General features: G+C 71.0%; 10 protein-coding genes. 4 read left to right on the top strand and 6 right to left on the bottom strand.

Annotation, left to right across the window (positions count from 1 at the left end; translation table 11 throughout):
• Nucleotides 1-46: 46 nt before the first annotated feature.
• The 6 genes from JUB13_RS14165 to JUB13_RS14140 are packed head-to-tail and all read right to left on the bottom strand — an operon-like array spanning nucleotide 47 to nucleotide 6034.
• Nucleotides 47-838, bottom strand: coding sequence for an ABC transporter permease (locus JUB13_RS14165; protein WP_236024948.1), 792 nt, complete (start codon nucleotides 836-838; stop codon nucleotides 47-49).
• Nucleotides 835-1749, bottom strand: coding sequence for an ABC transporter permease (locus JUB13_RS14160; RefSeq protein ID WP_236024947.1), 915 nt, complete (start codon nucleotides 1747-1749; stop codon nucleotides 835-837). Before JUB13_RS14160 ends, JUB13_RS14165 begins: the two co-directional genes overlap by 4 nt.
• Complete coding sequence (locus tag JUB13_RS14155) at nucleotides 1746-2798, bottom strand: ABC transporter ATP-binding protein (RefSeq protein ID WP_207479972.1); 1053 nt, start codon at nucleotides 2796-2798, stop codon at nucleotides 1746-1748. Before JUB13_RS14155 ends, JUB13_RS14160 begins: the two co-directional genes overlap by 4 nt.
• A gap of 7 nt (nucleotides 2799-2805) precedes the next feature.
• Nucleotides 2806-3918 (bottom strand): ABC transporter substrate-binding protein, encoded by a 1113-nt coding sequence (locus JUB13_RS14150; protein ID WP_207479970.1) that lies wholly within the window; start codon nucleotides 3916-3918, stop codon nucleotides 2806-2808.
• 41 nt (nucleotides 3919-3959) lie between these two features.
• Complete coding sequence (locus tag JUB13_RS14145) at nucleotides 3960-5138, bottom strand: aminotransferase (RefSeq protein ID WP_207479968.1); 1179 nt, start codon at nucleotides 5136-5138, stop codon at nucleotides 3960-3962.
• 41 nt (nucleotides 5139-5179) lie between these two features.
• Nucleotides 5180-6034 carry a dimethylarginine dimethylaminohydrolase family protein gene (locus JUB13_RS14140; protein ID WP_207479966.1) on the bottom strand — a complete coding sequence of 285 codons (855 nt, stop codon included), beginning with the start codon at nucleotides 6032-6034 and terminating at the stop codon, nucleotides 5180-5182.
• A 110-nt stretch (nucleotides 6035-6144) separates the two neighbouring features.
• On the opposite strand from JUB13_RS14140, the gene JUB13_RS14135 reads away from it, so the two are divergent.
• The 4 genes from JUB13_RS14135 (at nucleotide 6145) to JUB13_RS14120 (ending at nucleotide 13206) form a co-directional block, all read left to right on the top strand.
• Nucleotides 6145-7083 (top strand): LysR family transcriptional regulator, encoded by a 939-nt coding sequence (locus tag JUB13_RS14135; protein ID WP_207479964.1) that lies wholly within the window; start codon nucleotides 6145-6147, stop codon nucleotides 7081-7083.
• A gap of 87 nt (nucleotides 7084-7170) precedes the next feature.
• The gene (locus JUB13_RS14130) at nucleotides 7171-8004 is read left to right on the top strand and encodes a class I SAM-dependent methyltransferase (RefSeq protein WP_207479962.1); all 834 of its coding nucleotides are present in this window, start codon (nucleotides 7171-7173) and stop codon (nucleotides 8002-8004) included.
• Between the two features lie 325 nt (nucleotides 8005-8329).
• Nucleotides 8330-11269: a caspase family protein gene (locus tag JUB13_RS14125; protein ID WP_207479960.1), complete on the top strand. Its 2940-nt coding sequence runs from the start codon at nucleotides 8330-8332 to the stop codon at nucleotides 11267-11269.
• Nucleotides 11266-13206 (top strand): gluzincin family metallopeptidase, encoded by a 1941-nt coding sequence (locus JUB13_RS14120; RefSeq protein WP_207479958.1) that lies wholly within the window; start codon nucleotides 11266-11268, stop codon nucleotides 13204-13206. The genes JUB13_RS14125 and JUB13_RS14120 overlap by 4 nt, the downstream gene beginning before the upstream one ends.
• The last annotated feature ends 2 nt before the right edge of the window (nucleotides 13207-13208 follow it).

Genomic DNA, 13208 nt, shown 5'->3' with positions numbered 1-13208 from the left:
AGGCGCAAAAATCGGGGGCATGCGCGCCTCTGCGCAGGTCGCGCGGCTAGTGCCGCCCGAGGATCCGCAGCAGGCGGCCGTTGCGGGCCATCAGGCCGAAGACGGTGAAGGATACGGCGACGAACAGCACCGCCACCACCGCCATGATGGGCGTGTAGCCGTAGCGCAGCGAGTTGAAGATCTTGATGGGTATGGTCTCCACCGTGAAGCCGGAGACCATGTAGGACACGATGTACTCGTTGATGCTGAGCACGAAGACGAAGGCGAAGCTGGAGACGAGATAGGGCAGGATTCCCGGCAGCACGACCGTTCGGAACACCGCGCGCTCGTCCGCGCCCAGCGTGCGCGCGGCCTCCACCGTCTCGCGCTCGATGGATTCGAGGCCCAGCGAGATGTTCACCAGCGGCAGCGTCATGAAGAAGATGCCGTGGGAGACGATGGTCGCCCCCATGGCCCCGTAGAGCCCGACCGAGGTCCAGAAGACCAGGAAGCCGAGGGCCGTGATCACCGGGGGCAGGATGAAGGGCGCGACGCCCAGCGCGAAGAGCGCGCGGGCGTAGCGCACGCGGTAGCGCCACAGGAACCAGGCCAGCGGCAGGGCGATGGAGACCGAGAGCAGCGCCGCCAGCACCGCGATCGTTCCGCTGTTCCGCAGCGCGGCCACCCATTTCTCGTCGGCGAAGAGCGCCGCGTACCAATTCAACGACAGCCCCTCGGGCGGGAAGAGCAGGCGGCGCTTTTCATTCAGGGACACGCCCGCGACGACCACCAGCGGGGCCGCCAGGAAGGCCGCCACGAGGCCCATGAACAGCCGCTTCAGCAGCACCTCGCCCCTCATGCGCGCCCCCGCTCGGACAGCAGCAGCGTGATCCCGATCAGCCCCAGGCTGACCAGCATCAGGAAGACGGCGATGGCGGCCGCGAAGGGCACGTTGGACTGGTAGACTGCCTGGTCCGTGATCAGCACGGAGAGCGTCCAGTGCTGCGGCTGGCCCAGGAGCTGCGGCAGCAGGTACGAGCCCAGCGTGAAGACGAAGACCAGGATCAGCGTCGCGACCACGGCCCGGCGCAGCGACGGCACCACCACGGTCAGGAACGTCCGCACCGGCGAGGCGCCCAGCGTGCGCGCGGCCTCGGTGATCTCGGACGGCAGGCGCACCACCGAGGGGTAGAGCACCAGCACCGCGTAGGGGAGGCTGACGTAGCAGAGCCCCATCAGGAGGGCCGGGAAGCTCGGCGACCAGGCGGCGGGCTCGGCGGCGAGGCCGAGCGCGACCAGCAGGTTCGAGACGCCCGCCGAGCGCGAGAGCAGCACCGACCAGGAGAAGCCGACGATCACCTCGGACAGCGACAGGACCGACAGGATGAAGACCAGCCAGGCCGTCTGGACCCGGACGGAGGAGCGCCCCAGCAGCCAGGTGAAGGGCAGGGCGAGGGCGACGCAGACGGTGGCCGCCAGCCCGCAGAGCAGGATCGAGAAGCCCAGGGCCGAGACGAACAGCGGCGTCAGGAACCGCGCGTAGTTGTCGAGCTCGAAGGCGGGTTCGTAGAAGCCGCCCTGGACCCGGTGGAAGAAGCTGAAGGCCAGCATGATCCCGAACGGGACCACGAAGAAGACCAGCAGCATCGCCGCGGGATAGAGCACCGGCAGGTGCTGGCGCAGCCCCCGCGGCCCGTCACCCGCGGCATCCGGCGGCAGGACCGCCGCAGCCGACGTCATCGTGGGCTGGGGTTCCCGGGTGGTGGTCATGCCGCGAGCACCAGACAGGCCTCGGGCGGCAGGTTCACCTGTACGGTATCGCCGGGGGCGACGGCCGGCTGGTCCTTGCGCAGGCCGGCGGTGACCAGCCGGGTGTCCCCGCAGTCCACATGCACCTCGACCAGCGAGCCCACGTCGCGCACGAAGGCGACCGTCGCGGGCAGGCGGTTGGGGCCGGGCGCCGCCGCCGGCAGCACGTGCAGCTCCTCGGGCCGGACCAGCAGCGTCGCCTCGGCGCCTTCGGAAAGGCCCGGGGGCAGTGCCGCGACCGCGATGGGATGGCCGGCGAAGCGCACGCCCGTCCCCGCGACGCGGGCGGGCAGCAGGTTGCTGGTGCCGATGAAGTCGGCGACGAAGGTGTTGGCCGGCCTGCGATAGATCTCCAGCGGCGTGCCCACCTGCTGGATGCGGTGGTTGCCCATCACCACGATGCGGTCGGCCATGGTCATGGCCTCGCGCTGGTCGTGGGTGACCAGGATCGTCGTGATGCCGAGCCGCTGCTGCAGCAGACGCAGCTCGATCTGCATGGCCTCGCGCAGCTTGGCGTCGAGCGCCGAGAGCGGCTCGTCGAGCAGCAGCAGCTTCGGGTCCATGGCCAGCGCGCGCGCGATGGCGATGCGCTGGCGCTGCCCGCCCGAGAGCTGCGTGACCCGGCGGTCCGCGACGCCGGGCAGGCGGACGAGCGCCAGCAGCTCCTCGACCCGGGCGCGCCGACGCTCGGCCGGCACGCCCCGGATCCTCAGGGGATAGGCGATGTTCTCGCCGACGCCGAGATGGCCGAACAGGGCCAGGGACTGGAACACCATCCCGAACTCCCGCCGGTGGGACGGGAGCGGGGTGATGTCCCTGCCGTCCACGACCACGCGCCCGGCCGAGGGCGTCTCCAGCCCCGCGACGATGCGCAGGAGCGTCGTCTTTCCGCAGCCCGACGGGCCGAGGAAGCAGACGAGCTCGCCAGCGCGGACGTGCAGGTCGACCTGCTCGACCGCCAGCACGGTCCCGTAGGTCTTGGCGACGCCCTCCAGGCGCAGGTCGTGCATGGTCCCGTCAGCCCGTGATCATCGCCGTCCACTTGTCGGCGACCCAGTCGCCGCGCGTGGTGTAGAGCTGGTAGTTCGGGATGATCGGCTTCTTCTCGCTGGAGACGGCGGCGAACTCCTTGTCCGAGAGGTCCAGCAGCTGGCGCGGCAGGGTCGGGGCGGTGCCGACCTTGCGCGCCAGCACGCCCTGCGCCGCGGGCTGGGACATGTAGTCGATGAAGACGTGCGCTTCCTCGATCCGGGTCGAGCTCTTGACCACCGCCCAGGATCCGCGGTCGACGACGCCGCCCTCCTTGGGGAAGGTCGAGCGGACGGGGAAGCCCTCGCCGGCGGCGAGCCCCGTGACGTCGTGGTAGTACTGGCCCATCGGGATCTCGCCGGACTGCAGGGCCTGCTGGAACTGGCCCTCGTCCCGATACCACAGGGCGACGTTGGGCTTCAGCTCGGCGATCTTCTCCAGCACCTTGGCGATGCCGGCCTCGTCCTTCAGGACGTCCTGGCCGCCGAAGAAGGTCTCGGAGGCGATCTCCAGCAGGAAGGAGTTGCTGGCCAGCGCCAGCAGGCCGAGCTTCTTGGTGTTCGCCTTATCCCACAGGGCGGCCCAACTCTGGGGCTCCTGCTTGTAGACGTCGGTGTTGGTGACCAGGGTGATGTACCAGGTCACGGCGGGAACGCCGGCGATCCGGCCGTCCGGGTACTTGTTCAGGTAGTCCGCGATGGTCTTCTGGGCGTTGGGCATCTTCTGCATGTCCAGCGGCTGCCAGAGCTCGCCCGTGGTGCCGCGGATCATGGCGACCTGCGCCATCATGGACACGTCGGCCGGCGCCTGACCGGCGCGGGCGGCGGTCTGGAGCTGGACAAGCCAGGCCTCGCCCGTGGGCTCGGCGACGGAGTCGACCTTGATGCCGGTCGCCTTGGTGAACTCCGGGAAGATGTGCTTGGTGAAACTCTCCTCGAAGTAGCCGCCGTAGGTCCCGACCTTCAGGCTGCGCTGCTGGGCGTGCACGAAGGGCGCGCGCAGGCCGACGGCGCCGACGGCCGAGGCCGCGGCGGCGGTCTTCATCAGCGAGCGGCGGTTCAGTGCAAGGTGGCCCAGGGAGTGGGGCGTGGGCTTGGTCATGGCGGTCCTCGTCCTTGGCGGTTGCAGTGTCGGTTCCCGGGTCAGGCGTTCAGGCTCTCGGCGAGGCGGGCCGCCACCTCGGGCGCCAGCGTGCCGTCAACATTGGCGAAGGCGACGCGCAGGAAGCGCTCCTGACCGGCGCCGAACATGGGGCCCGGAAGGGTCAGGAGGTTCTGGTCGGCCGCGAGGCCGCGCGCGACCTCGGTCGCGCCCCTGTCCGAGAAGGGATGCTCGAGATAGGCGAAATAGGCGCCGATGCTGACCAGGCGGTAGGCCTGCACGCCTGCCAGCGCGGAGCGGAAGGCCTCGGCCCGGTCGCGCATGGCCATGGTGTTGCCGCGCACCCAGGCGCCGCATTCGCGCAGGCCGAACAGCGCGGCCTCCTGCCCCAGGCGCGGGGCGCAGATGGCGACGCAGTCCATGGCCTTCTCGACGCATTCCATCACGGCGGGACCCGCGATGAGCGAGCCCACGCGATGGCCGGTCAGGCAGAAGACCTTCGAGAAGCTGTAGAGCTGGACCAGCGTCCGCGGCCAGTCCGGGTCCGAGAACAGGTCGTGCGGGGCACCGTCACCGGGCAGGAAGTCCTTATAGGTCTCGTCCAGCAGCAGCGCGACGCCCCGGCGCTTGGCGAGCTCGTAGAAGGACCGGATGGTCGCGGGCGGGTAGACCGCGCCGGTGGGATTGTTGGGGGTCACCAGGACGATCGCGCGGGTGCGCGGACCGATCCGCGCCTCGGCCTCGTCGATGTCGGGGATGCCGCCGGCATCGGCGCGGAAGGACAGCGGGACCGCCTTCAGGCCCTGCATGTCCAGCCACATGCGGTGGTTGAAGTAGTGGGGAAGCGGCAGGATCACCTCGTCCCCGGGGCCGGCCAGCGCCATCACGGCCAGGCAGAAGGCCTGGTTGCACCCCGCGGTGATGGCGACGCGGCCGGGCTCGATCTCCGCCCCGTAGAACGCGCCCATATGCGCGGCCAGGGCCTGGCGCAGCGCCGGCATCCCCAGGATCTCGGTGTAGCGGTGGACGGCCGGGTCGACGAGGCGCGCCGCCAGATGCTCGAGCATGGCGGACGGCGGGGGCGAGCCGGGAACCGCCTGGGCCAGGTCGATCAGCGGCTTGTCGGCGGGAAAGCTGCGGCCGCGCACCCAGCCCTGCGCCTCGGCGATGGGCGGGGGGGCCACGGCGCGCAGCAGCGGGTTCAGGGGCAGGACATCCATGGTCGGGCTCGTCGCCTCGGGCTTGTGATCGGGGGCTCCGGCTACGGCGTGTCGCGCCGCAGCGGCATGGTCATGCAATGTACGCCCCCGCCGCCCTGCGTGAAGAGGTCCAGTTCGGGGTCGAGAACCGTGAGGCCCTCGGCCCGCAGCCGCTCGTTGAGCGTGCGGTTGTGGCGGGGCGAGACCACCCGGCCGGCACCCAGCGCCAGCACGTTGCATCCCATCTGCATGGTCTCCTTGTAGGAGACCGGGATCAGGCGGATGCCGCGCTCGCGCAGCCAGGCCAGCACCCCGTCGTCGAGCACGTCCTCGCAGGCGACGGCCAGCCCGTCGGCGACCATGCAGAACAGCACGTCCAGGTGCAGGAAATGCTCGGCGAAGGGCACCAGCCGGGCTTCCCAGCCCTGGGCCTCGAACCAGCCCGCGAACTGGCGGGCGGCGGCCTGCTCGGTGCGCTCGCCGGTCCATCCGACCATCAGCAGCCCGGGTCGGATCACGTGGATGTCGCCACCCTCGATCGTGCCGGCGGTGGCCATGCGCCAGAAGCCGCCCTCGCGCTGGTAGAACTCCAGCACCGAGGCGTACTCGCCGCGGCGCTGCGGGCGGTAGAGCTGGGTCAGCACCGGGCCCCAGGGCGTGGTCTGGCTCGAATCCCGGGTATAGACCTGGTACGGCATCCCCGGTTCGCGGTTCAGGTAATGGCAGCGGACGCCGGCTTCCTCCAGGGCGGCCACCATCTCAGCGTACTGGCGGCGCACGCCCCCGGCGTCCAGCGCGACGCCGCTGTCCAGCGTCGCCCGCGCGATGCTGTTGGTGGGGATCCAGGCATAGTCGTCCGGGCGGCACAGCAGCACGTCGCGCAGCACACCGGTCTCGGAATCCACCGTCCAGGCCATTGGCCTCTCCCGTCCCTTCGTGACGATGGCGTGACGGTCGCACGAGATTGCAATGGAAAAAATACGGCCGGCGTGAAATTCACTTTGAGAAATATCAAGGTTTGAAAGCCATGCACAGGATCTCCGACACCGAGCTGCGCCTGCTCCGCGTGTTCGTCGCGGTGGCGGATGCCGGCGGCTTCGCGGCAGCGCAGCCTGCGCTCAACATCGGGGCGACGACGGTCAGCAACCACATGGCCTCGCTGGAGGAGCGCCTGGGCGTGAAGCTCTGCGAGCGCGGGCGCGGCGGCTTCCGGCTCACCGACAAGGGGCGGATCGTCTATGATTCCGCGCGCCGGCTGCTGGAGGCCGCCGAGGCGTTCCGCAGCCAGGCGGCCTCCCTGAAGGGGACGCTGGCAGGCGAGCTGCGCATCGGCCTGCTGGACAGCACGGCCAGTGATCCCGACTCCCCCATGATCCCCGCAATCAGGCGCTTCTCCCGGCGCGACCATCAGGCCCATCTGCGCCTGTCCATCGATGGCCCGCAGGAGCTGGAGCGGCTGGTTCTCGACGGGTCGCTCGACCTCGCCATCGGCAGCTTCCCGCGACGCGTGCCCAGCCTCGTCTACACCCCGATCTACGCCGAGCGGCAGGATTTCTATTGCGGGCGCGGGCACCGGCTCTTCGGCCTGCCCGAGGCCGAGATCCGGCTGGACGAGATCCGCCGCGCGCGGATCGTGACGCGGGGCTACTGGAACCAGCACGATATCGTGCGGCTGGACCTGCCGGCCACCGCGGCCGCGGCGACCGTCTTCGAGATGGAGGCTCAGGCCATGCTGGTGCTCTCGGGCGCCTATCTCGGCTTCCTGCCGGCCCACTATGCGCGCCAATGGGTCGAGCGCGGGGAGCTGAGGGCGCTCCTGCCCGAGGCCCTGTCCTACGACGCGCCCTTCGACCTGGTGGTGCGCCGCGGCACCCGGCTCAGCCAGGTGGCCGCCGCCTTCGCGGCCGACCTGCTGGCCGAGCGCCCTGGCGCCGAGCGGACAGGGCCCGAACGGACAGGCCTGTGAGCGGCCCGCCATCCGGAATACCCGCACCCGGACGGCCGGTCCCGCGCTAGGATCATGTGGCGCTCATCTGCCCAGGGGAGGCCAGCCATGTCCGACCGGGCCGGGGGAATCTGGGGCCATGGCGACGCCTACGAGGCGTATGTCGGGCGATGGAGCCGCGTTGCGGCCGTCGAGTTCCTGCGCTGGCTCGACCTGCCGCCGGGGCTCCGCTGGCTTGACGTCGGCAGCGGCACCGGGGCGTTGAGCCGGACCATCCTCGATCGTTGCCGGCCGGCGGCCGTGACGGGCATCGATCCGTCGGAGGGCTTCGTCCGCCATGCGCGCGAGCGTCAGGCCGATCACCGCGCCGCGTTCCTGATCGGCGATGCCCGGAGCCTTCCCGTGGGGCACTGCGCCTTCGATGCTGCCGTTTCCGGGCTGGTCCTGAACTTCGTCCCCGATGCCGCGGCCGCCGCGGCCGAGATGCGCCGCGCCGTGCGGCCGCGGGGCATCGTCGCGGCCTATGTCTGGGACTATGCCGATGGGATGCGGATGATGCGGTGCTTCTGGGATGCCGCGGTCGCGCTGGACCCGTCGGCGCGGGCGCTCGACGAGAAGGCCCGGTCCCCCCTGTGCCACCCCGATCGCCTGAATGCCCTGTTCGTCGGGGCCGGGCTGGTCGGGGTGGAGGTCCGGGCCATCGAGGTGCCGATGGTCTTCAAGGATTTCGAGGACTACTGGTCTCCCTTCCTGGGCGGGCAGGGGCCGGCGCCGGCCTATTGCATGTCCCTGCCCCCGGAGCGGCGGCAGGCCCTGCGCGATCGCCTGTCAGGCGTGCTGGCGCGCGGCCCCGGCGGCACGATCGCGATGACGGCGCGGGCCTGGGCCGTTCGTGGACGGCGCGAGGATCAACAGCATGTCGATGCTGCGGTTGTGTCGTAGCAAAAAACAAGGAATTCTATTGATGTCACAGATGAATGCGTATTTCGTCGGGCAGTGCCATGTGACCGCCCGGGCGAGTAGAGGTGGGCCGCGCCTGGTCTATAGTGCACTGCGGGAAATATACCCCGACGTTCGCACGTGGTACTGTGATCTCTGATCTCGCTATCTGGATAAACCCAGAATGGATGTGCCTTGGACTGACTCCGGGACGAGTAATGTGCTTTAGACCACATCGCCTCCGTATGAAGGTGGGGTAGCGTTCTCCGATCGATCCACGGCCGACGTTCGCCGCCCGGCGACGGGGCTGTCCAGCGGAGTCCCTGCCATGCCGCCCCCCTTCGATCAGCTCAGGCTCGACGAGTTCGCGGAGATGCTGGCCCGGTTCAGCTTCAGGCGGCGGGTGAACGCCGTCCATGTGCACCACACCTGGCGGCCGGGTCACGCGGATTACGACGGCGCCGGGACGATCGAGGGAATGTGGCGGTTCCACACGGCGACCAATGGCTGGAGCGACATCGCGCAGCACGTCACGATCGCCCCGGACGGCAAGATCTGGCTCGGGCGCAACTGGAACCTGCCGCCGGCCAGCGCCGCCGGGCACAACGGCAATGCCGAGCACGGGCCGTTCATGTTCGAGATGATCGGGAACTTCGATCGCGGCGGGGATCCGTGGGAGGACCCGCAGCGGGCGGCCGCGGTCGAGGTGACGGCGCTCGTCCAGCGGCGCTTCGGCCTCTCCGCGGAGAGCCTGCGCTTCCACAACGAGATGTCGGGAAAGAGCTGCCCCGGCGACACGATCGACCGCACGGCCTTCCTGCAAGACGTCCAAAGGGCCCACCAGCGCCTGGCAGAGACGGCCAGGGACGGCGTGGCGCGTGCGGCTCCCTTCACGCCAGACGCCTACCGCCTGAACGACGTGGTCGACCGGTTCTCGCGCGAGGTCCCGGCCTTCCGCGACCCGCCCGATGCCGAGCCGATGGAGCGCCACGAGGATTCCCGCGGCGGGGCAGGAGACGGAGCCGCGGAGCTCACGCCCGACGATCTCGCCGAGCTTCGCCTGCATGTCGTCAACCTGGTGCAGGGGCGCTTCTCCACGGATGGCCGCTTCACGACGACGGAGGGCGACGTCCTCGCGATCTTCGCGGCGATGAGGGCGCAGGCCCAGGAGGCGAAGGCCCGGGGCGAGGCGCTGCCCGTCGTCTTCTACGCCCATGGCGGCCTGAACTCGGAGGTGACGGCCCTCGCCACGGCCCGCGACCAGCTGCGCTGGTGGCGCGCCAACGGCGTCTACCCCGTGTTCTTCGTCTGGGAGACCGGTCTGCTGGAGACCATCGGGCAGCTTCTCGGCCGATCCCGCCAGATCGTGCGCCAGCGGGGCGTGCGCGGGATTTCGGATGTCAGCGATGCCCTGATCGAGGCGACGGCGCGGGCCCTTTTCGGACCGCGGATCTGGTCCGGCATGAAGCGCAGCGCCGAGCGGGCGGTGGACAAGCCCGCCGGAAACCGCGCGGCCGGCGGCGGCGCGCGCTTCGTCGCGGCGGAACTGGCCAGGCTCTGCGCCGATGCGTCGGTCAGCATCGAGCTGCACGCCGTCGGGCACAGCGCCGGCGCGATCTTCCATTCGCACTTCGTGCCGGCCTGCAGAGAGGAGGGGACGCATCCCTTCCGCACGCTGAGCCTGCTCGCCCCGGCGATCCGGGTGGACGGGTTCGGGGAGCGGCTTGCCGGGCTCGTCGGAACGCATGTCCAGCGCCTGGGCGTCTTCACCATGCGCAAGGATCTGGAGCTCGCGGACAATGTCGGCCAGGTCTACCGCAAGTCGCTCCTCTACCTGATCCATCACGCGCTGGAGGCCGAGGCGCGCGCCCCGATCCTGGGACTGGAGCTGAGCCTGCGGGCCGATCCCGCCCTGCGACAGCTGTTCGGCCTCGACGGGAGCGCCGCGCCGCATGCGGACGTCGTCTGGTCGAAGACACCCGCATCGGCGGGGCCGGCGGCCTCCCGCTCCACCACCCATGGCGGCTTCGACAACGATCCCGCCACCATGAACGCCGTGCTGCGGCGGATGCTCGGCCGCGCCACCGGTGACATCGTCGAGTTCCCGCCGCCGGCGCGGGGCGGCTTCGCCGGCGATGGCGCGCGCCTCTTCGACTGGCCCGACGGCCTCGATCTCGGACCGATACTGGACTGGAGCGCCGCGGCGGACGGCGGCGCGGGCGCCCCTTCGGCGGCGGTTCCGACGCCCGCCGCGGGTGCATGGGCGCCCAAGGCGGGTGCGGAGGATGGCGGGCTCGTGGCGGCGGAGGCCGGCAACGGCCGTCGGCGCGCGCTGTGCGTCGGAATCGACCGCTACGGATCCCGTCCGCTCTCGGGATGCGTTGCGGACGCCAAGCTGTGGTCGAGGACGCTCCAGGGGCTGGGCTTCACGCAGCCCGTCCGTCTGATCGACGAGCAGGCCACCCATGACGCGATCCTGGGCGCGCTCCAGGAGCTGGTGCGATCGAGCCGCGCGGGCGACGTGGTGGTGTTCCAGTTCGCCGGGCACGGGATCCAGCTTCCCGATGCGTCCGGGGACGAGAAGGCCGGCGACAGCCCGGACATGGACGAGGCGCTCTGCCCCTTCGACATGGACGAGGGCGCCTTCCTGCTCGATGATGAGATCGGCCGGATCTTCGATGAGATCCCGCCGGGGGTGAACGTCACCTGCTTCATCGACTGCTGCCACTCCGGGACGATCTCCCGCTTCGGGGTCGGGCCCGGGCCGGCGGGCGTGGGGGCGGCGCGGCGGGCGCGCTTCCTGGTCGCCACTCCGGAGCTGATCGCGGCGCACCGCACGTATCGGCGCATGTATGAGACGGAGGCGGATCGCCGGCAGCGGCAGGCCCGCAAGCGCGCGCGCAGCCGCGAAACCATGCCCGAAGTGCTGTTCTCGGCCTGCCGGTCCACGGAGGTCGCCCTGGAAACGGCGGGACAGGGGGACTTCACCCTGCGCGCGACGCGCGAGCTCGCCGCCGGAATGCCGGGCATGACCAATGCCGAGTTCCTCGAGCGCGTGACCGCCGCCTTCGGAGCCGTCCCGGCGCAGCATCCAGGGCTCTACTGCGCCGACGGGGCCGAGGATGCCCCCCTCTTCGGCGCGGTGGCGGGCAGAGCCGTGCCCGGCGCCCGGCCGGCGGGGCGGGCTGTCGGCGCGGCACGGTCTCCCGAGGACCGCCTGCGGCGGGCGCTCCATCTGGTCGAGGCGATCACGGACGGGCGGCTATGAGTGCCGGCGATCTCGGCCGGACGGTCCCCTCCACGACCCAGGCGGTCGCAGCGGTGGCGCAGAGCCGCGGGGCGGGCAGGCTGCCGCGGGGCGGCGCGGACATGGGCCCTGGCCCGGGCCCGCCGGGGGCGGGCGAGGTTCTGATCGGGCCGCGCGTCCTTGCGGCCTTCGAGACGCGCCCCTACGAGCGTGCGCGCAGCGAGGCCGTGTACCGCCCGCTCCGGATCTTCGCGCTCGACCCTTCGGCCTCGAAGCTGGACGGGGCGGTCGCGGTCGTGAACGTGCCGTACGAACCGCTCGCCCCAGGGCCCCAGGGCGCGATGATCCGGGTCGATCCCGGCACGCCCGAGCGCGGCGGAGCCGTGCGCTCGGTGCGCCTCGACGATGCCGCCAACCTGATCCGCCAGGGCCGCGACCCCTCGACGACCGATCCGGAGTTCCATCAGCAGATGGTCTACGCCGTCGCCAGCGTGGTCTGCGCGGCGTTCCGGCGCGCGCTCGGGCGCGACATCGCCTGGGCGTTCGACGGCCTCGACCCCGACGGCCGGCGGCGGCTGGTGCTGCGGCCGCATGGCGGCGAATTCCGGAACGCCTTCTATGACGAGTCCACGGGCAGCGTCGTCTTCGGCTACTTCCACGACGAGGTGGAGGTGCGCGGAACGCCGGTCTCCCGCGGCTACGTCTTCACCTGCCTGTCCCACGACATCGTCGCGCACGAGGTCGCCCATGCGCTGCTCCATGGGCTGCGCGCCCGCTTCACGGTCCCGAGCGGGCCCGACGTGCTGGCCTTCCACGAGGCCTTCGCTGACCTCGTGGCGCTGTTCCAGCACTTCAGCTACCGCACCGTCGTCGAAGCGGGGGTGCGGGACTCGCGCGGCGACCTGCGCCTATCGGACGCGTTGCTGAGCCTCGCCCGGCAGTTCGGGGAGGCCAGCGGGCGCCCCGGAGCGCTGCGCCGAGCGCTGGAGGCGCCGGACACCGGGGGCCCCTTCGCGACCTACCACGAGGCCGGGGACGAGCCCCATGCGCTCGGCTCCGTCCTGGTGGCGGCGGCCTTCGATGCCTTTCTGACGGTCTACCGCCGCAAGACCGGGCGCTACATCCGGCTCGCGACCCAGGGGACGGGCGTGCCGGTGGGGGAGCTGAGCGCGGACCTCCTGAGCGTGCTCGCGGAGGAGGCCGCCCAGCTCGCCGACCAGTTCCTGGCCATGTGCATCCGGGCCATCGACTACTGCCCGCCGGTCGACATCGAGTTCGGCGAGTTCCTCCGGGCGGTCGTGACGGCCGACAGGGAGCTCGTTCCCGACGACCCGCACGCCTATCGCGAGGCCTGGATCAACGCCTTCCGGCGGCGCGGCATCTATCCGTCGGGCGTGCCGACCCTGTCCGAGGACGCGCTGCTGTGGCGCGGGCCGGAGCTCAAGATCCCTCCCGCGCCGGACCTTGCCTTCAGCCGGCTCGCCTTCGACGGTGACCCTGGGCGCGCGGCCGGGCCCGACGAGACGCGGCGCCAGGCGCGGGCGATCGGGACCCTGATCGCCGACCCCTTCCTCGCGGGGCGCTTCGGCATCGCATTGCCCGGCGACCCGCGCCTCGGCAGGGACGCCGTGTCGCCGCCGACGGTCGAATCGGTGCGGACCGCACGCCGCATCGGCCCTGACGGCCAGATCCTGTTCGACACCGTGGCGGAGGTGACCCAGGCCAGGACCGTCAGGGGCGAGGCTGGCAGCTTCGAGTTCCTCGGCGGGGCGACACTGATCTTCGGGCCGAAGGGCGAGCTCAACTACATGATCGGGAAGAGCGTGCTGAACGAGCGGCGGCTCGCCCGGCAGCAGCGCTTCATGGCCGACAAGGCCGGATCGGCGCTATGGGCGCGGGACGGCGATACCGTCGTCCCGCGGCGGAGCCTTTTCCGGATCTGCCATGGATCCGGATGAGG

The organism is Arenibaculum pallidiluteum, from assembly GCF_017355985.1.
In the GTDB taxonomy this organism is placed as follows: Bacteria; Pseudomonadota; Alphaproteobacteria; order Azospirillales; family Azospirillaceae; genus Arenibaculum; species Arenibaculum pallidiluteum.
This window is presented reverse-complemented; position numbering and strand designations above follow the sequence as displayed.